Annotated in this window: 15 protein-coding genes; 6 read left to right on the top strand and 9 right to left on the bottom strand. The window is 47.7% G+C overall.

Annotated features, from left to right (window positions below; genetic code table 11):
• Nucleotides 1-38: 38 nt before the first annotated feature.
• The 3 genes from NG795_RS26685 to NG795_RS26675 form a co-directional block, all read right to left on the bottom strand.
• A complete protein-coding gene (locus tag NG795_RS26685; protein ID WP_367291639.1) occupies nt 39-1,025 on the bottom strand; it encodes a cache domain-containing protein in 987 nt (328 codons plus the stop codon).
• A gap of 219 nt (nt 1,026-1,244) precedes the next feature.
• Nucleotides 1,245-2,432, bottom strand: a complete 1,188-nt coding sequence (locus NG795_RS26680) for a glycosyltransferase family 4 protein (protein ID WP_367291638.1) — start codon at nt 2,430-2,432, stop codon at nt 1,245-1,247.
• Nucleotides 2,433-2,695: 263 nt separating this feature from the next.
• Entirely contained in the window at nt 2,696-4,543 is a 1,848-nt protein-coding gene (locus NG795_RS26675; protein ID WP_367291637.1) for a DUF2079 domain-containing protein, read from the bottom strand.
• A 302-nt stretch (nt 4,544-4,845) separates the two neighbouring features.
• On the opposite strand from NG795_RS26675, the gene NG795_RS26670 reads away from it, so the two are divergent.
• A complete protein-coding gene (locus tag NG795_RS26670; protein WP_367291640.1) occupies nt 4,846-6,027 on the top strand; it encodes a histidine kinase in 1,182 nt (393 codons plus the stop codon).
• 101 nt (nt 6,028-6,128) lie between these two features.
• Here NG795_RS26670 and NG795_RS26665 read toward each other — a convergent pair whose 3' ends face one another.
• Nucleotides 6,129-7,691, bottom strand: a complete 1,563-nt coding sequence (locus NG795_RS26665) for a cation:proton antiporter (protein ID WP_367291636.1) — start codon at nt 7,689-7,691, stop codon at nt 6,129-6,131.
• 489 nt (nt 7,692-8,180) lie between these two features.
• Here NG795_RS26665 and NG795_RS26660 point away from each other — a divergent pair, with 489 nt between their 5' ends.
• Nucleotides 8,181-9,575, top strand: coding sequence for a glycoside hydrolase 100 family protein (locus tag NG795_RS26660; RefSeq protein WP_367291635.1), 1,395 nt, complete (start codon nt 8,181-8,183; stop codon nt 9,573-9,575).
• 252 nt (nt 9,576-9,827) lie between these two features.
• On the opposite strand, the gene NG795_RS26655 is transcribed toward NG795_RS26660, so the two are convergent.
• Nucleotides 9,828-10,745 (bottom strand): SGNH/GDSL hydrolase family protein, encoded by a 918-nt coding sequence (locus NG795_RS26655; protein ID WP_367291634.1) that lies wholly within the window; start codon nt 10,743-10,745, stop codon nt 9,828-9,830.
• A gap of 992 nt (nt 10,746-11,737) precedes the next feature.
• Nucleotides 11,738-12,838 carry a BLUF domain-containing protein gene (locus NG795_RS26650; protein WP_367291633.1) on the bottom strand — a complete coding sequence of 367 codons (1,101 nt, stop codon included), beginning with the start codon at nt 12,836-12,838 and terminating at the stop codon, nt 11,738-11,740.
• Between the two features lie 316 nt (nt 12,839-13,154).
• Here NG795_RS26650 and NG795_RS26645 point away from each other — a divergent pair, with 316 nt between their 5' ends.
• Complete coding sequence (locus NG795_RS26645) at nt 13,155-14,021, top strand: shikimate dehydrogenase (protein ID WP_367291632.1); 867 nt, start codon at nt 13,155-13,157, stop codon at nt 14,019-14,021.
• 163 nt (nt 14,022-14,184) lie between these two features.
• Nucleotides 14,185-14,685, top strand: a complete 501-nt coding sequence (locus NG795_RS26640; protein ID WP_367291631.1) for an FxLYD domain-containing protein — start codon at nt 14,185-14,187, stop codon at nt 14,683-14,685.
• 111 nt (nt 14,686-14,796) lie between these two features.
• Here NG795_RS26640 and NG795_RS26635 read toward each other — a convergent pair whose 3' ends face one another.
• From NG795_RS26635 to upp, 3 genes are all read right to left on the bottom strand, one after another.
• The gene (locus tag NG795_RS26635; RefSeq protein WP_367291630.1) at nt 14,797-15,081 is read right to left on the bottom strand and encodes a YggT family protein; all 285 of its coding nucleotides are present in this window, start codon (nt 15,079-15,081) and stop codon (nt 14,797-14,799) included.
• Nucleotides 15,082-15,340: 259 nt separating this feature from the next.
• Complete coding sequence (locus NG795_RS26630; protein ID WP_367291629.1) at nt 15,341-15,676, bottom strand: ssl2009 family thylakoid membrane protein; 336 nt, start codon at nt 15,674-15,676, stop codon at nt 15,341-15,343.
• Nucleotides 15,677-15,871: 195 nt separating this feature from the next.
• The gene (upp, locus tag NG795_RS26625) at nt 15,872-16,522 is read right to left on the bottom strand and encodes a uracil phosphoribosyltransferase (protein ID WP_367291628.1); all 651 of its coding nucleotides are present in this window, start codon (nt 16,520-16,522) and stop codon (nt 15,872-15,874) included.
• Between the two features lie 376 nt (nt 16,523-16,898).
• On the opposite strand from upp, the gene NG795_RS26620 reads away from it, so the two are divergent.
• Nucleotides 16,899-17,063: a hypothetical protein gene (locus NG795_RS26620; RefSeq protein ID WP_367291627.1), complete on the top strand. Its 165-nt coding sequence runs from the start codon at nt 16,899-16,901 to the stop codon at nt 17,061-17,063.
• Nucleotides 17,026-18,552 carry a carotenoid isomerase gene (gene crtH / locus NG795_RS26615; RefSeq protein WP_367291626.1) on the top strand — a complete coding sequence of 509 codons (1,527 nt, stop codon included), beginning with the start codon at nt 17,026-17,028 and terminating at the stop codon, nt 18,550-18,552. The genes NG795_RS26620 and crtH overlap by 38 nt, the downstream gene beginning before the upstream one ends.
• Nucleotides 18,553-18,756: the final 204 nt, after the last annotated feature.

Below are 18,756 nucleotides of genomic sequence, written 5' to 3'. Positions count from 1 at the left end.
TGGATCCTTCAGTTCCTAGGGGCCTCCTGCCAGAAATATTATTTACTGACTTGATTCAACCTGCGGAATGTGGGTTTAATCTGAAATGCCAGTTGTTGGGGCGTCTTAATCTGACTGAGGTCTCCAAAATAAGTTTTTAAATATTTTGCGCTTTCCCGGATTAACAAATCCTCGACATCTACTGCGGCAATCCGATTCACCCGATCGCCTTCAATTTGATAGGGAAGTTGCGGGACTGAAGTCGCCACCAACAGTCCCGATCGCTCCATAATAAAGGTCTGTCCCGATTTGCCAATTTTAATATTTTCTAAAAATTCCCGAATATGGGATAAAACAAAATCTACTCCTAAGACCCCGCGCAAAATTTCCCCCTCTTCATAAAGCGGTTGTGCGAGGGTAATTTTTAGCCTAGGGTCTTTAAAATCCACATAAATATCACTCCAAATCGGTTGATTAGCCTGCACAGCTTTCTCATACCAGGGACGAATTCGCGGATCATAAGGATTACCGGACTCTAACAATTCTCCTGGATTGCCAAAATTGTCCACAGCATAACTATGAAAATTTCCCCCAGTAGAACGACCTGCACGACCAATTTCCCAGCGGTTATTATTTTGAAAGCCTAATCCGATAAATTCCCCATCAGCACCTCCTAAATAAATCGCGGAAACTGTAATGCGATCGACTAAATTGCGCTGCCGCCAAAATTGCCGAGTTAGACTGCCTGTATCTTGGGAATTCAGGTGACCTAACTCGATCGCATTGGCATTAATTTGATTAATCACCCGAGGCGCTTGTAAATAATCCCGCAATTGAGCTTCAATCCGTGCAACAATTTCAGCGCGTAACTGCGCCGCCAAGTCATTAACCGCTTGTTGTCCATTTTTCAAGGATAACCAACCCGTCAATCCCACCGCCACGGAAATTTGCAGAACAAATGGCACGACGAGCACCAGACGGATCGGGAATTTCCAGGTCTGAAACAGACGTTTGGGATTCAAGATGAAATTGCGTGTCACGCTCATAGTTGACCCCTTAGCGGGAAGAATTGCGGACCCGTCTTTGTCCCTCGGGTTGGTCTTGAAATAGTCGGGTATAGAATCTCTCAGGTTGTATCTGTTTCCCGAACCCGAGTGGGTGGGTTATCCAGTTTCGGCTAAATCAAGATAGAATCAATCTGCCTGATTTAATTCCTTAACACCGATTAACTCGATGTTTTACCCTAGCCCGTATTCCCACTCGCATTACCAAACAATTTGCGATCGCTCATTCACCACGCGATGATAAACCACTTCGGTTTGTTGCGCCAATTTCGGCCAGCTAAATCGTCGGTTTAAATCCGCATAAGCATTATCAATCAACCACTGAACATACTCTGGATTTTTCAACACATCGAGGATTCCCCAAGCGAGGGAGTCGGGATTATTGGTCCAGGTGACGACGCCGGTTTTGGTATGTTGGACCACCTCGGGTAATCCTCCAGTATCGGACACTACCACAGGCACCCGGGCGGCAAAACTTTCTAAGGCGACAATGCCAAAGGGTTCATAGAGACTGGGGAAGACGGCACAATCGGCTACTGCTTGGAATTTGTGCAGGTCATCCTCAAACATGAAGCCGGTAAAATAGCACTTATCCCAAATATTTAAGGCTGAGGCTAATTGTTTAAGGTGGTCGGTATTGCCACCGCCGACAATGGCAAATTTGACCAATCCTCCCATTTCCCAGAGGATTTTTGGGGCCGATCTTAATAACACTTCCACGCCTTTTTCATAGGTCATTCGACCGACATAGTAGACGATTTTTTCATGATCGCCCGCAAACTGACGGCGAAAGGTTTGGGCATCAAAATCCTGCCACCGGGGTTTTTTTTCGGCCCGGATACCATTAAAAATGACGTCGATTTTATCCCAGGGACAGCCTAATGCTTGTTCCACTTCTCGCCGCATATAGTCGCTACAGACGATGGTTCGCCAGGAGTTGTACACCAAGTCTCTTTCTTTCTGGGCGATATACCCCTGGATCTCGTTATGAATGCCGTTGTTGCGGCCATGTTCGGTGGCGTGGATGGTGGCAATTAGGGGAATTTTAAAGTGGTGTTTGAGGGCGATCGCCGCATCGGCGACTAACCAATCATGGGCGTGAATTAGGTCGAAGGGTCCTTCTTCTAAAATCAATTTGCCCCCATGACGTCCCATGCTCTCGTTCATGTTGGCAACCCAGTGGAAGAAGTCATGTCCATGTTCGACGGGGACCCGATGCACGTCAATTCCTTCCAGTTGTTCATACATCGGGGCATGACCAAATTCCACCGTGATTAAATGGACGGAATGGCCCAATTTCACCAACTCCGGATATAATTCGGCAACGTGACGTGCAATACCCCCGACAATCCGGGGAGGAAACTCCCAAGTGAGTACCAGAATTTTCATGGACGCAGATTAGACAAATTTAGGTTTGCATAGAACTGACATTTTGCACCCGTGGCAACAACCGGCGGGGTGGCAACAACCGGCGGGGTGGCAACAGTGGCAACAACCGGCGGGGGTTAAAACCCCCGCCTAATAGCTAAAGTCGTCTAAAGACGACTGCAAGCCTGATACAGTGGTGTTTTTAGTCGGTTTTCAACCGACTTGAGCTGTTAGGCGGGGGTTTTAACCCCCGCCGATTGTGGGTTACCCCCGCCGATTGTGGGTTACCCCCCGCCGGTTGTTGCTTGCTCATCCGGTTGCAATAATGGCTCAATCTCTTCACGATACCGTTGCCATGCCGCTAATGCTGCTGAATCTGATGGAGTTTGTTGGCGCATTAAAATGACGCCCTGTTCAAATCCAATGATGCCATATTGGTCTGTGGCATGGAGTTGTTCGATGAAGGGGACTAAATCGCGAAAGAGGGCGCGGTCATGTTTGAAGGCGGGGAGATATTGCTGGAGTTGCCATAAGTCGGCGATCGCATATTCGACGTTGACCTCTTCTGCGGCATCATTGCGAAACCGCAAAAACGGAAAGCGCAGAATCTCTCGGCGTCCGGAGAGGGAAGGCACTAAATAGGTGGTGGCGGAAACACTGGCATCCGGGGGAATCTGGGACATTAAGTTGCGGATGTGGCCACTATGTTGCCACTGCTGCGGCAGGGAAACGTAGACCCACGGGTCGATGGAGTCGGGGATAATAAAATAAAAGGTACGATTGGGGTTGGAGGTAAAGGTAAACAATAGGGAGAGCCCGATGCAAATGGCCCAAAAGCGCTGCATGGAAATTTTGAGCAGTTTGGGATGGGTTTCCCACCAGTAGTCGGCTTTTTTGCGGAGGGGTTCGAGGAGGGTACTGAGGCGATCGCCCCAGGTGGTCATCTTGCCGGTTAATAAATTGGTCTGGGGGGTTTGCTTCGGTTCATTGATGGGGACGGGCGGTGGGGTCGGTTTATTCCAGAGTCCCTGGCGAATCACGTCCCGGACTGGGGTTTCCAGGGACTGTTGCCGGTAGGACCACCAGAGGATTGCCCCATAACATAGACCCGGGACGACGGTCATAGCATAGCGAATATTAATGGATAAGGCCGTTTGACCTTGCTGTAAGAAAATCGCCAGCAGGGGAAATCCGGCGATCGCCCAGGCACTGGGAGAGAAGGCGGGAATAAAGGCCAAGGGCAACCATTGTCCCAGGAGATACTTAATTTTTCCCCCAATTGGGGTAATAATCTCCCAAATCACCAATCCCGGTTGACTGATAAAGGCCCAAAGAATCTCCAAGGTGGTCGCTTCTTCTTTGTCTATATACTGCCCGAACCGTTCAATGGTAAACCGTCGAGAAATATCGTCGGAAAACAGGGGCATCACCAAGTTGGTCAACAGGGCAATATAGGTGAAGCTGAGGGTACAAATGGCTAATCCCATTTTGGGATAGCGTTTGCTGAGGATCATGTACATTCCGACGCCAAAGAGGGAGATGCCGCCATCGGCGCGGACGGCGAGGATGCAGAGGGCCAGGGGCCAAAAGAGCCACCACCAGCGTTTTTCCATTGCCAACAACAGACTGAAGACAAACAGGGGCATCTGGAAGTTGTCATGGAAGTTGGAGAGGGTGGGACCGGCGATCGCATTGGCGGCATAATAGCTGACGGCGATCCAACTGGCGATCGCCGGTTGCAGATAGACTCGGGCCAGAGCATAGAGTACCCCTCCCGCAGCGGTGACCATCGTCACATGGAGCACGCTCAAGGTTACCGGAGAGGGAAACAGACTGTAAATGGGTAGCCAGAGTAATAAGGCCGGGGTAAAATGTTGTCCGAGACGGTGATAGGAAACGTCTGGGACTTCTCCACTATGGACAACATTGGTGGAAAGACCCGAAGACAGAGAACTTTGGAACAACCGTCCCTGGGTGCTATTCCAAAAGACTTGGTTAAAAATTCCCTGGTCAAAAGAGGCGTAAAAGGTGTAGTAGCGGTGGAGGGTGAAGACTAGGGTCACCACAAAGAAGGCGATCGCAACTGTGACCACCAACCGACCCCCTGAATTTTTCGGCAAATTTGACAACATTCCTCGCTTAAGTCTTAAGAAAATGTTAAGGTTTGACAACTACCGTTCTGCTGCCTCAACAGGTTGAAAGTTGAGGTTCCATTGGGTGGGTTTAGACCAGTCCAGAGGCCCTAGCTTTTTTCCTTCTGGGCAGTCAAGTCGGGATGAGAGTGGAATCCTTTTTACTCTTTCACGAATCGACAATAAACAGGATAATTTATAAATATAAAGAAAAACAAAAGAACCACTAGGGCGATCGAGTCACTTGTCTCAAGCTCAAAATGAGTGTTACTTTTTTAGCCGCATTGCCGCAAGGGGATTGCATGAGGGCAGTTCCGGAAAAAACCATGCATCAGAACGATGAAGCACCTTTACAGCTTGTCCTATTTGTTGATAGGCGTCCCAGATCCAGTGAACAAATTCGGAAAATCCGCAGTTATTTTCAGAAACGGCGGACAGGTATCCCCTTTGACTTGGAGATTATCGATGTTAGCGAACAGCCTTATCTGGCTGAACAGTTTAAACTCGTAGCGACTCCGGCTTTGATTAAACTCCACCCGGGCCCCCGACAAGTTCTTGCCGGTAGTAATTTAGTCGGAGAACTGGATAAGTGGTGGGATCGCTGGCAAAAGTCCGTGGAAGAGTATCTCAGCAAGCAGGCATCATCCGAGGCGATCGGGCATTATCCCAGGAAACCCATCTCTTCTGAACTGGCACATTCGGCTGAACTGATGGAACTCTCCGATGAAATTTTTCGCCTGAAGCAGGAAAAAGAAGAACTGCTGGACCAAGTCCATTTTAAGGACCGCCTGATTGCCATGTTAGCCCATGAGTTGCGAAATCCTCTGACAGCAGCTTCTCTGGCTTTAGAAACCCTAGAAATCACTTACAAACCGGAAAAATCTCTCAATCCCGAGGCGGTATCCGCGCTGCGATCGCGATTAATTTACCATGCGCGGACTCAAACCCGCCTGATCGATCGCATGATCTCAGATATCCTCGTTGCTGCTCATAGCACAAATAGTGCCGAGTTTCACATTCATCCCAAGAAACTCAACCTCAAAACCCTGACGTTGAACATTCTGGACAATTTTAAAGACCGCTTATTAGCGAAATCCCATACCCTCAAAACTGACATTCCCAATGATTTACCCTCGGTTTATGCTGATGGAGAACGGGTCCGCCAGGTGATTGTAAATCTTTTGGATAATGCCATTAAGTACACTCCCCAAGGCGGACAAATTGAAGTTTGTATCTTGCACCGCACGACACAAAAGGTTCAAGTTAGCGTCATTGACACGGGTCCAGGGATTCCCGAAGAAAATCAGGATCATATTTTTGAGGATAAGTTTCGGCTCAAGCGCGATGAACAAAAAGATGGTTATGGAATCGGTTTAAGTTTATGTAAGCGCTTAATTAGAGCAAATTGTGGGGAAATTTGGGTGGATTCTTCTTGCAATAAAGGGAGTGCTTTTCACTTTACCCTCCCGGTGTATCGACAGTAGAAATGACTGGATTAAATTAGACTTCTTGCAAAATTCTAAAAAGCCGATTGGCGTTGTTATAGGGGGCTAGAGAGAATTTTGCAAGAGGTCTGTGGTAGTCTTCAATCCCCTCCTGTGAGCACATCTTGTAAGAAGGGGGCTAAATCTCGATTCAGCCGACCCGATCGCACGAATTCAGCATAAGTATCCGCTTCGATCGCCAAGAGTTCTTCTTTGAATTGTTCCCGGGCAAAATCCTGGAGTTCCGGTTCTTGAGTTCGCATTTGGTTAATGTTATGTTGAATTTCCTTGACTTGTCCTTCGACTAAGGCAGTCTGATAGCGACGAAACTCCCAGTCAATATCGGGTCCCTCTTGTTCTTCTTTTAAGTGGGTGAGGACTCGCTGGAGTGCGGCGCGACGGGCGATCGCCTCTAAATAGTTCTGCTGGACTGTTTGATCTCCCAACAAATTCAGAACTTTCAGCAGGGGTTTGGTGGTTAAACCCTGAACCAGTAAGGTAAATAAAACCACCCCAAATACGGTGGCAATAATTTCCTCTCGGGCTTCTAAAACCATCGGGACAGACAAGGCGAGGGCGATGGAAACGGAACCGCGCAATCCCCCCCACCACAAGACGGTTTGCTGCCGCAGATTGATGTCCGATTTTACCATGATATTGCTCAAGGCACCTAGGGCATAAATGGCGATCGCCCGGGTGACTAACATCGCGACTAAGGTAATGGCAATGGTATCTAAATTTCGAGCAAGGGAAGCAAACTGGATTTGGTCGCCAATCAGCAAAAAGACAATGGAGTTGACAAAAAAGGCTAAAAACTCCCAAAACTCAGTCACAATCAGCCTGGTGCGCGGATTCATGCCAATTCGTGAGCCAAAGTTACCCAAGATTAACCCCACGGTGACGACGCCAATCACCCCGGATCCCCCCAGTTCTTCGACGACGAGATAAGTGCCGTAGGCGGAGACAAGGGTTAAGGATTGTTCCACCAGGGGTAAATCAAAGCGTTGGGTGAGGTAGGAAATCCCAAATCCGATTAAGCTGCCGATGCCAATACCAATGCCGACAAACGCACCAAATTGGGCGATCGTCCCGCGTAGTTCTAATTGATTGGTTCCTAATGCCAGTCCCACGAGTAAGCTAAAGGCAACCACCGCTACCCCGTCATTGAATAAACTTTCCCCTTCCATTAGGGTGGAGAGGCGTTTTTCGACCCCGAGTTCTCGAAATAGGGCAATCACGGAAATCGGGTCCGTGGCGGAGAGACTCGCGCCGATTAACAAGGCAGTAGCAACGGGAATGGCGGCAAACTGATTGAGGGCGATCGCAATCCCTAGGACGGAAATCAGAACCCCGAGAATCGCATACAAGCTCACCGGGACTAACTCTCGTTTTAAGTCTTTCCACCGCAGATTCCAAGCGGCTTCAAATAACAACGGTGGCAAAAATATCGACAGGATCAGGGCCGGGGAGAGGTTGACGAGGCGCACATCGACGAAGGCTAAACCTAATCCGACGATCACTAACAACAGGGTGTAGGGAATTTGTCGCACCCAACTGAAAATTTGCGGCAGTGTGGCCACGCTTAGGGAAACGGTGAGGACAAGGAGAAAGCGCTCTAAGCTCTGCTGGATAAGCGTTTCACCTGTGGTTGGTTCTATTGACATGACGACACGATAAATGAAGTTTTCTGTAATGATGGGTGATTGTTTAGATTTCGTTTTAGCATACCGCGTCAGTTGGGATGGGTGACAGAAGGTTTTTGGGCGGGAGATTTCATCAAAAATTGTAGATTGCACCTATTGCACTTCTGGGAGAGTACCCAGCCCTACATCAAACAGGCGATCGCCCCTTTTGACAAGATACCCTAGGGAGAGATTCGGTTGAAATCAGGATTTGGAGAGCGCATCTCAACATTCACACTTCAGATTTAACGCCGAATCTCTAACACAATCGGACAAAATTATGATAAGATAAACCCAATAAATCCTCGGGGAATAGTAGCGCGTTAGGCCAGCACTTGCCTAACTGTCCCCACTTCTATTTTTGAATACCAAGTCTATGGACAATCGACGGGTAATCAGCGGATTGATTATCTTCAAGGTTGACAATCCACCTGTCCCGGCGACTTGTTTGCTGTTGAATCAATTAAATCAATGAAAAGAAAAGAAATTAATCCAGCCGATGCTTATGCCCTCTTAGAGAATGCTATTTTCTGTTATCAGGGGGAACCATCGGGGACCGTAGCTGCCCATGATCCAGCCTTAGATGCACTCAACTACGATCAGTGCTTTATCCGAGATTTTATTTCTGGGGCTTTGATATTTTTAATTAAAGGAAAAACAGAGATTGTCAAAAATTTCCTCATTCATACCTTAGCCTTGCAGAAACATGAGAAAAGAATGGACTGCTTTGAACCGGGTCCAGGCTTAATGCCTGCCAGCTATAAAGTCATCTATGAAGATGGAAAAGAAGAATTGTTGGGGGATTTTGGCAACCATGCGATCGGTCGAGTTCCCCCGGTTGATTCGGGCTTTTGGTGGTTGTTTTTACTCCGCGCTTATGTTAAGAAAACTGGGGATATGTCCTTCGCCCATCAACCGGAATTTCAAGAAGGTATTAAACTCATTTTAGAGTTGTGTTTACGGTCTCGGTTCGAGATGTTTCCGACTCTGTTAGTTCCCGATGGTTCATTTATGATTGACCGCCGGATGGGGGTATATGGTCATCCTTTGGAAATCCAATCCCTGTTTTATATGGCCTTGCGATCGGCCCGGGAGTTACTGCGGTCCGACAATGAAGAGGACAGTTCCTATCTCCAAGCGATTAATAGCCGCTTAGGCTCTTTACGATACCACATTCGAGAATATTATTGGCTCGACTTAAAGCAATTAAACGAAATCCATCGATTTGAAAGCAATCAATTTGGAGAAAATGTGGCAAATAAGTTTAATATTTATCCCCGGTCAATTCCTCACTGGGTGACCTTATGGATGCCGGACCGAGGAGGATATTTAGCGGGAAATTTGGGTCCGGGTCGGATCGATTTTCGCTTTTTCAGTTTGGGCAATTTATTGGCAGTTTTAGGGTCGTTGTCATCGGAAGAAGAATCTCAAGGGATTATTCAACTGATTGAAGAACGCTGGTCAGATTTGGTAGGACGAATGCCGATCCAGATTGTTTTTCCAGCGGTTGAAAATCTGGAATGGGAGATTGTGACTGGATCTGACCCCAAAAATTATCCTTGGTCTTATCATAATGGGGGAAGTTGGCCGGTTTTAATTTGGCCTCTGGTGGCCGCATTTCAGAAAATGGGACGCCCGGAATTAGGGCAGAAAGCCCTAGATTTGGCTGGCGATCGCCTCATTGCAGATGAATGGCCGGAATATTATGATGGCAAAAATGGTCGCTTAATTGGCAAAGAGGCAAGGCGGTATCAAACTTGGACAATTTCCGGATATTTACTCGGAAAAATGCTCCAAGAAAACCCAGAGTCTCTTTCTTTGATGAGTTTTGACGAAGATCCAGAGATTCAAGGTTGTCCCGTTTAATTTAGACTGTTGGGTCACTCAAATTCCCGGCAGATACTCCCTAACCCCCTCCTGACCCAAGGGGAACTGTAATCACCTTACAAGAGTAAGGTTTTTACGCTTATGGTGATCTGCCTTACTTCCGGTCCCCTTCCCTGTGTCTTAGGGAGGGGACCGGAAGTGAGCTTATAATCTGAGGGAAATCCCTCTGAAGGTAACAAAACTACTCTGGTAAGGCTGTAATCACCCTCAATCTCCCGCCTCGAAAAAAGATTAACGACTAGAAAGGGGAGAAACATGACGGCGTTTGCGTAACGATCCTGCACCGACTAAACCGACTGCTAAGACTCCCAATACAGAAGTCGGTTCAGGGATAGAAACTGAGTCGTCTGATCCGGGAGTTTCAACGACGATCGGACCGCTAGGAGGTTGATTGAGATTAGAGGCGGAAACAATCCCATCAAACCAGGCATTGGCTAAAGTGGAGTAACCCTGGGGTGTAAAGTGAACCCCATCATAGAGATCATTGAGGGTGAACAAATTGCGGGTATCTACAAAGGAGAGGTTCTTTTGTTGATAGCGATCGCTGCCTAACAGACCCGGAATCATATTATTGTATAAAGCGGCCTCTTGTGCTAATCCTTCATTGGGGGCTAACGGGGCGATCGTGCTAATCAATAAATGAACATCGGAAGACCAGGCGAAGATTTTATCAATTAATGTGCCAAGTTCATCAATCGTTTCCTGGGCAGTTGTTGTATTTTGAAAGATAAAGTCGTTAGTTCCTGCCATCAACAGGATAACATCGGGAGTGGCGGCATTGAGCCAGTTATCGATATTAGACATCAAATCACCGCCCTCGGGGTAGGTGTCCCCGCTAACGGCGTATCCACCATGACCCTGATGATTGAGATCGAAGGGATAGGGTTGATTCCAACTCGTGGGGGCATTTGTGGTAGCACTTCCGACAAAATCAACATTGAATCCACTGTCATTCAGCAGCATCCAGAGGTCATCTCGATACCCCGCAAGGTCCTCCCCTTTGCCTCGGGTATTTGAATCCCCTAATGGCATAATTTTGAGGGGATTAGATTGGGTTAAAGAAAAGGCTTGTACCCTGGAGGGGGTTGCACCCAAAAGCACCAGGGTCGCAAAACCGGCACAAGTCAGGGTTAAACTCATTTTTTTCATGTTGTAATACCTCGGGTAAAATCGTCGAAATAAGTGAATAGAAGAGAGAGAGGCTTTTTGCTAAACTTCTCAACTACAACGGTGAGATTGAAAGAGTGTCGGGTCGAATCACCCAGGTGAAACTTAGGGGGATGTTTCACCCCAGGAAGGATAGCAGGACAGTCTCCGTTAGAAACTAGCGGTTTTCCAAAAATCCCCCCGATTTTGCAACAAAATAGAGTGAGCAACCTGATTTCTTGTTCTATTTTTTTGCCGACTCGGAAGCCCGAGGAAACAGGATATATTTCAGAAAATCTGTACCTGTAACCCCACCCTCCTGCATAGGGCTGAGGTTTCCTTGGGGTATCCTTTGCTTATTAGTTTGCGCTATGTTCTAATTCAGTCACTCTATCTTTGTGCTGACTTTGCTCAAGAGTCTTAATGTGCCTTGCAAACTTAGGTAGCCTCCAGAAAAGAAGAGGTGGGAAAACCTGTATTTTGAGCGAACGATTCACTGTTTTTGTTGATATACTCGCTTTAAAGCGTTATTTCCCGGAACAGGAAGAATCTGAAAAATTCGGGCAGAAGACCCCGTTTATATGAAATTCCGGGTCAAGTGACACATAAATTTTGACCCATGTCAAGCGGTAGATGGAGTAAAAATTTAGGGGATGTTGAGGAGATAGAGAGTTCGCTGAGTCTGATCAAAAATTTAGGTCACTGATGGATGTGAGGACCCTTGAAAAGCGGGTTCCCTTCAGCACTTAAAGATATTATAAAGTTTTTAGAAAAATCCGGAGGGGGTTTATCAAAATTTTATAGATCTGAATGTTTATTCGCGGCGATCGCCACGGAGAGATTCCCGTCCCCGGATACAAGAGTTCCCTCATCCTGGGAATCCAACTGAGGAAGGCAACTCCTCCGGCATCTCCCGGTTGCCAGGGGCCGATATTCCCCGAAGAACCGATGTTCGGGGGAGGTTGGGTCAAGATGCACCCCATCCACGGATTTCTTTAGAGGGGCAAACTGGTCACCCCAAAAATCTGACTGGGTTGGCGATCGCCCACTCGTTCCAAATAATGCCCAATATTCCGAGCAATTTCCAATCCACCGCTGGATTTGCGCGTCATTTCATTATCAATTGAATAAATCTCAATCGATTCCGATTTCCCTTTCAATGCGGAATCTGCTAGCCAGATAAAATCCCACGATTTCGCCGTACTCTTTTTGACTTCACCGGAAAAAACTAAGGCTTGGGATAACTTGCGGGTTAAGGCTTCCAAGCGAGCCGCTACATTCACTGCATCCCCTAATATAGTATAATCCTTTTTCACTTCCGAACCAATATTTCCCTCAATCACTTTCCCCTTGGCTAAACCAATCCCACTGTAGAGCACCCGCAACGGACTCCCTTCAGGGGAAGTATTTCGTAAAATTTCTAGTTCAGTCAAGATATCTAAACTCGCTTGGATGGCGTCATCAGCGCAATCCCCATCAAAATAAGCCATCACGCAATCCCCAATAAATTTAGTGACCTCTCCTCGGTGCTGAGTAATCACTGCCGTACAAATTGAAAAATAACTATTCACGACGGAAACCACTTCTTCTACGGGTAGTTTCTCCGCAAAGGTAGAAAAAGAAACAATATCGCTGAAAAATACAATTTTTTCTACCGCTTTGGGCCGAATTGTGAGGGGATTAGTGCCTTGACTAATAATTTTAAAAATACTGGGTTGGGTATATTTCTCTAACACCCGATGGGATTCAGTGAGAGTCTGCAATAATACCTTAATGGGTCCAATTAACAAATCGGTATTTTCATCCAAATTAATCGTTTGCATGGACCAATCCGGAAACATTCTTTCTCCCACTTCCCCTTCAGATTTTAAGCAAAGAATATCCGTATGACGATCATCCGCCAGAATTCGTTCATAAATTCGGTCAATTTTCTCCGCTTCGCCTTCTAGGATTTGAAAAAATATCCCGTCCAGACAGAGCAATACTCCGGTCACATTGGCTTGTTGATTTTTTTGACCGGATACGCGACCGATCGCCTCAATTTCCTCAGCGCAGAGGGTGCGGGAAAATTTACTAATATAGGTGAGTCTTTTCATGATAAAATTCTAGTCCACTAATGCAAAATAGCGCCGCCAACCTCAACCATCAATGCCTGGGGCTGGAAGCGGGTATGACAGCAGAGGGTTGTCTATGTACAAATCACCGATTAACCTCAACAACCCTAATGTTTCGGTAAAATCCCCTGATGTTGCGTGTTTTACAAATAGCCAGCCCTTGAGAACTCTGACCCGATCGCCCTTTCTGTACGGTTCTTATTCAAAATTGTGACATAAAATCAAGGGGCGGGACAGTAGTTACAACCCTACTCTAACCGTATTCACGAACAGATGTCAGCATCCGCTTTTTTAGCCCATGCCAACTATTACAGGAACAACTCAATTACTCGGTGTCATTGGCTATCCAGTGAAGCATTCCCTTTCCCCGGTGATGCACAATGCCGCGATCGCTGAAATGGGCCTAGATTTTGTCTATCTGCCTTGGCCTATCGCCCCCTCGGATTTACCCACCGCCATTGCCGGTTTCGCTGCCATCGGGGTGCGCGGATTTAGCATTACCATCCCTCACAAACAAGCCATTATGCCTCTATTATCGGAGATTTCTCCCGTTGCTCAGGCAGTCGGCGCAGTGAATACCGTCTGGCGGACTCCCACGGGCTGGGCAGGCACCAATACCGATGTGGAAGGATTTCTCGCCCCCCTAAAAGGTTGCGATCGCCCCTGGCATCAAACCCTCGCCGTTATTTTAGGGTGCGGGGGTGCAGCGCGGGCTGTGGTGGCCGGTTTAGCCCAGTTAGGCTGTGCAAAAATCTGTGTGGTGGGCCGCAATTTGGACAAATTACAGGCATTTCAAACCAGTTGGCAGGATTCTCCTTGGCCGGTGAATCTCTCGGTCCATGACTGGTCAGAACTCCCACAACTAATACCCCAAGCGGGATTACTGGTCAACTCCACCCCGGTGGGAATGTCGCCCGATGTGGGTCACTCGCCGGTGGCCCCCGAGCTTTTGGCCACCCTTCCCCAAGGGGCGATCGCCTATGATTTGATCTACACCCCCAGTCCGACGGAATTTTTGCGACAGGCCCAGGCACTGGGCTTGTTGGCGATCGATGGGTCAGAAATGTTAGTCCAACAAGGGGCTGCCGCCTTGCAAATTTGGCTCGATCGCCCGGTCCCCGTTGATATCATGGGCCAAGCACTGCGTCAGCATTTACGCGGATAATCCCTCTGGATTAATCCCCTCAAACCCCGGTTTAAGGCCGTCACCGGAGAGCTTTTTCCCTCACCCTCGCGGTAAGCTAGGTTTTAGCTTGGTTTTTGACAATCCCGCCTATCTTTCTTGAATTTTGTTCACTTCCAACCATCCCCTATTCCGAGGTGTTCTGATGATGAAATCTGTGCAACTTTCCCTGACTAAAACCGGGCGTTTCTTCCAGTTGAGGAAGATAATTCTTCCCATCGCCATTGCGATCGGCTTATTTTGGTTTACTCCTCCTGCTTTAGCCTTGACCGATATCCAAGTTTCCAATATCGCCTACAAAGACTGTGGTGAAGAACTCTCCGAGGGCATTGTAGCCAGTGGCGATATGAGCGCTGCCAACTGTTTTATCATTAGCGGAACCGCTAAAAATACCTCGGGTAAACCCGTTTACGATGCTGATGTATTTGGCGTGATTTATGATGCTAATGGCAACAATATCATGCCCAATCGCACCCGCTTGGGCAATATTCAGTCTGTCCCTCCCGGAAATAGCGATTTTGAGTTCAGAATCTCCGTTCCCGCGAATCTCCCCACGCCGTTCAAATTAGACAAATTCAAGGCGAGGGGATTTAGCGGGCAGGTCAAACCGTTACTCTATGAGAATAGTCTGGATAGTCTCGATTAGGCTGAATCTCTTCCGACTCCCCTCGATCCTTCAACAAAAAGCGGCGAGTCTAATTTCGCCGCTTTTGTTCTTGGGAGTAACCCGGAATTGAGATTTCCGGCATACCGGGCATTAAAACCCTAATGCCGGGCCCGATAAGCTGTTGAAGAACTGCCCGATGAATTGCAACAGAAAAATTGCCAAGATGGGGGATAAGTCTAATCCCCCTAAAGGCGGAATAAAAGAACGGAAAATATTCAGGTAAGGATCCGTGAGCTGACTGACAATGGAAAACGGAGGATCGTACCAGTTGACATTGGGAAACCAGCTTAAGAGAATCCGAATGATCAACAGAACGAAATAAATTTGAAAAAATGCAGCTAGGGTGCTGAAAATTAAGTCTAGTGCAGGATTCATTATGGTTGATTGGCTTGGACTATCTGAATTCTAAGCTCAATTGAGCCTTGTTTTTAGTGTAGTCGATCGCCGAATTTTTATGCAGTCGGGTTTCCGAATCACAAACGAACCGGGCGATCGCTCCCAGAATTTAGCCGTAGGGGACCCGAAACCGGCTTTTTACCCAGATTTATCGGGAATCACCAGAGATTTTGTCCAAAACCCGGTTCCTCATCGATCCTGCACTTGCCATCCTAGTTGTGGCAACATCGGGATAGGGTTAGGATTCTTCCATCAGGGCTGAAACGCTCTCGGTTTCCTCAACTGTAGTCCCGTTGACATGGCTCAGTTGTTGCCGCACGTCATCGATCGCATCATTGAGTTGAGCGATTTTGTTTTCCAAAGAACGCCGTGCCGTTTCCATGCCTGCTTGTTCGGCAAACTGCCGTTTTTTCAGCTTTCGGGGTCTAGGTTCAGGACGGTTCCCGTTTTCCGCTGGCTTATTATTATCTTCGGCTAGTTTTGCACCGACGATCGCCCCGATCGCTCCACCCACGATGCCACCTAAAATCGTTCCCAGTAAAAATCCGCCTGCAAAATTATCTCGATTACTCATTGCCTTCCCCTGTGTTGAGTTTCTGCTGCTTTCAGTTGTGGCTTTTTAATTTCTACCCTGGGAATATAGGGTCCCGGAACCCCTCTAATGCTGGATATCATAACATATTGGGCTGGGTACTCTCTTCATCTTTAGCGCGACACACCGGCAGCTTGTCAAGGCTTTGTAAAGGCGGTGCTAGTGTGTCGCCTTGACTCAAGTTGCAAAGGCGCGATCGCCTGCATCTCCCAATCCAGGCACAATATAACCGTTCTCATTGAGACTTTCATCAATGCAAGCGGTATAGATATTCAAACTCGGATAGACTTGACTCAATTTTTGCAAGGCTGGGGATGCCACCACCACAGACAAAATCCGAATCAGCCCCGGATCCACACCGCGTTCTGTGAGCATCGCCATTGTTGCCATAATTGTCCCCCCAGTCGCTAACATCGGTTCACAAATCAGCACTCGGGTTTGGGGGTCAATTTGATCCGGCAGTTTGTTTAAATAACATCGCGCTTCCAGGGTTTCTTCATCCCGGACCATGCCCAAATGATACACCGCTGCCAAGGGGAGCACGGGTTGCACCCCTTCCATCAGGGCTAATCCTGCCCGCAGGATCGGCACCACCACCACCGGCACTTCCGGATTGACAAAGGTGGCGGGACAAGGAGCCAGGGGGGTTTCGATGGTGGTTTCTACCACCGGCAACCAGTCCCGACAGGCTTCATAAGTCAGCCAGCGTCCTAATTCGGTGATGGCACTCCGAAACAGGGCTGGTGGGGTTCCGGCATCCCGCGCCACCCCAAGCCAATGCTTGATCAACGGATGCGGCGGCACATAAACTCGCATTTGTATGGTCATGGACTTTTTGGGCGATCGCTTGTCTTAAATTCTAGGTTGGAGACCAGACCGATTGTACTGCCTTCCGGGTCTGCTTCGTTCATCTGGGGGCGATCGTTTTCTGCCCCAGATTCCGTTACCTGTTGTTAACTCGCAGATGAGCTCAAAATTTTTCTGAAAAAACTTCTCAATAAGTATTGACAAAGATTTTCAATAAGTCTATATTGAGATTACTAAAGTGTTCTCCTCTCAAAAAGGATCGGCAGGCGGGATTGGTCAGCAATAGCGGCTAGTCCCGTATTTCTTTTGGGGGGGTGGGCGCAAAGCTTGGGGTCAAGAATAACTCAAATCCCTGCGCCCCTGACCTAAAATTTCCCTTACAATAACCCCATAGCTTGTGGCATTGTCTGTAAAACCTGCATCCGGTTGTCCCGAACATCGAATTGGGGTCCAAATGTGGGTGCAGTGCAATGTGGTCAGCTCTCCAATTCATAACCCTTTAGGCGATCGCAAGACTTCGACTCATGGCAGTTGCTTCCACCCCAACCTCACCCCAAACTGAGAATTTTGATGTTATCGTTATCGGTTCCGGCATTGGCGGACTCGTTACCGCCACCCAACTCGCCGCCAAAGGAGCCAAGGTCCTCGTCCTGGAAAGCTACACCATTCCCGGAGGCAGTTCGGGTTCCTTTGAGCGCAACGGCTATTGTTTTGACCAAGGAGCCTCAATGATCTTCGGATTTGGGGACCAAGGCACCACGAACCTGCTAACTCGCGCTCTGGATGCAGTCAAGGTCCACCTCGAAACCGTCCCGGATCCGGTTCAGATCCACTATCACCTCCCGGACGGATTGGACCTAGAAGTTCATCGGAATTATGAGAAATTTTTGCAAGAACTAGGCAGTCGGTTCCCTCATGAACGGGAGGGGATTCGCCAATTTTACGATGAATGCTGGAAAGTATTCAACTGTCTCAATGCCATGCCGTTACTGTCCTTGGAAGAACCGCGCTATTTGATGCAGGTATTTTTCCAGCATCCCCTCGCCTGTTTGGGGTTAGTCAAATATCTGCCCTTGAATGCCGGAGATATTGCCCGCAAGTATATCAAAGATCCGGCCCTGCTGAAATTTATCGATATCGAATGCTATTGCTGGTCCGTGGTTCCAGCAGAAATGACCCCGATGATTAATGCCGGGATGGTGTTTTCCGATCGCCACTATGGAGGGATTAATTATCCTAAAGGCGGCGTTGGACAAATTGCTAAGAAATTAGCCGAAGGATTAGTCAATGCCGGAAGTACCATTCGCTATCAATCCCGGGTTGATAAAATTATCACCGAAAACGGACGGGCCGTGGGGGTAAAATTGACCACGGGAGCGGAATATCGGGCCCAACGGATTGTGTCGAATGCGACGCGATGGGATACGTTTGACAAGTTATTGGGCGATCGCGAACTACCTCGGCAAGAAGAAAGTTGGCGCAGTCGCTATCGCAAATCCCCCAGTTTTATTAGTTTGCATTTAGGGGTAGAAGCGGGGGTATTGCCACCGGATACCGCTTGTCATCATATTCTCTTAGACCAGTGGAAGAAGATGGAAGAACCCGAGGGGACGATTTTTGTGTCGATTCCCACCCTCTTGGATCCGAGTTTAGCTCCGGAGGGATATCATATTATTCATACGTTTACCCCCAGTTGGATTAAGGATTGGGAGGGAATGTCTTCGGAAGAGTATGAAGAGAAGAAGGAAGAAGCGGCAGGACGAATTATTGAGCGTTTAGAAGAGATTTTTCCCGGTTTAGATGCGGGATTGGATTATATGGAGGTGGGAACCCCGCGATCGCACCGCAGGTTTTTAAATCGGGTGGATGGGACTTATGGACCGATTCCCCGACGGAAGTTATTGGGATTGTTGAGAATGCCATTTAACCGCACCTCAATTCCGGGATTGTACTGTGTGGGAGATAGTACCTTTCCCGGACAAGGATTAAATGCGGTGGCTTTTTCTGGGTTTGCCTGCGCCCACAGAATTGGAGTCGATTTGGGATTGTAAAGTAGAAAAGTAACCAAAACGATTAGATTTTGGGGATAACAAAGTAATGGCAGTCGCCATTACTTTGGGCTATTATTAAATTATCAAATGAATTTTTTTACTAGAGGAATGTATAGCTAATTTTCAGATTTTTTTGTGAATTTTTTCATAGATTACCCCAAATTAAAGGCAGTTCTCATTAATTCTTCTTGTAAAGTATTTAGC

Source organism: Laspinema palackyanum D2c (assembly GCF_025370875.1).
Lineage (GTDB): Bacteria > Cyanobacteriota > Cyanobacteriia > Cyanobacteriales > Laspinemataceae > Laspinema > Laspinema palackyanum.
This window is presented reverse-complemented; position numbering and strand designations above follow the sequence as displayed.

What these genes read in the sequence shown, in the direction of transcription:
- NG795_RS26685 (WP_367291639.1), bottom strand. Translation starts at nt 1,025, where the DNA reads ATGAGCGTGACACGCAATTTCATCTTGAATCCCAAACGTCTGTTTCAG.
- NG795_RS26680 (WP_367291638.1), bottom strand. Translation starts at nt 2,432, where the DNA reads ATGAAAATTCTGGTACTCACTTGGGAGTTTCCTCCCCGGATTGTCGGG.
- NG795_RS26675 (WP_367291637.1), bottom strand. Translation starts at nt 4,543, where the DNA reads ATGTTGTCAAATTTGCCGAAAAATTCAGGGGGTCGGTTGGTGGTCACA.
- NG795_RS26670 (WP_367291640.1), top strand. Translation starts at nt 4,846, where the DNA reads ATGAGGGCAGTTCCGGAAAAAACCATGCATCAGAACGATGAAGCACCT.
- NG795_RS26665 (WP_367291636.1), bottom strand. Translation starts at nt 7,691, where the DNA reads ATGTCAATAGAACCAACCACAGGTGAAACGCTTATCCAGCAGAGCTTA.
- NG795_RS26660 (WP_367291635.1), top strand. Translation starts at nt 8,181, where the DNA reads ATGAAAAGAAAAGAAATTAATCCAGCCGATGCTTATGCCCTCTTAGAG.
- NG795_RS26655 (WP_367291634.1), bottom strand. Translation starts at nt 10,745, where the DNA reads ATGAAAAAAATGAGTTTAACCCTGACTTGTGCCGGTTTTGCGACCCTG.
- NG795_RS26650 (WP_367291633.1), bottom strand. Translation starts at nt 12,838, where the DNA reads ATGAAAAGACTCACCTATATTAGTAAATTTTCCCGCACCCTCTGCGCT.
- NG795_RS26645 (WP_367291632.1), top strand. Translation starts at nt 13,155, where the DNA reads ATGCCAACTATTACAGGAACAACTCAATTACTCGGTGTCATTGGCTAT.
- NG795_RS26640 (WP_367291631.1), top strand. Translation starts at nt 14,185, where the DNA reads ATGATGAAATCTGTGCAACTTTCCCTGACTAAAACCGGGCGTTTCTTC.
- NG795_RS26635 (WP_367291630.1), bottom strand. Translation starts at nt 15,081, where the DNA reads ATGAATCCTGCACTAGACTTAATTTTCAGCACCCTAGCTGCATTTTTT.
- NG795_RS26630 (WP_367291629.1), bottom strand. Translation starts at nt 15,676, where the DNA reads ATGAGTAATCGAGATAATTTTGCAGGCGGATTTTTACTGGGAACGATT.
- upp (WP_367291628.1), bottom strand. Translation starts at nt 16,522, where the DNA reads ATGACCATACAAATGCGAGTTTATGTGCCGCCGCATCCGTTGATCAAG.
- crtH (WP_367291626.1), top strand. Translation starts at nt 17,026, where the DNA reads ATGGCAGTTGCTTCCACCCCAACCTCACCCCAAACTGAGAATTTTGAT.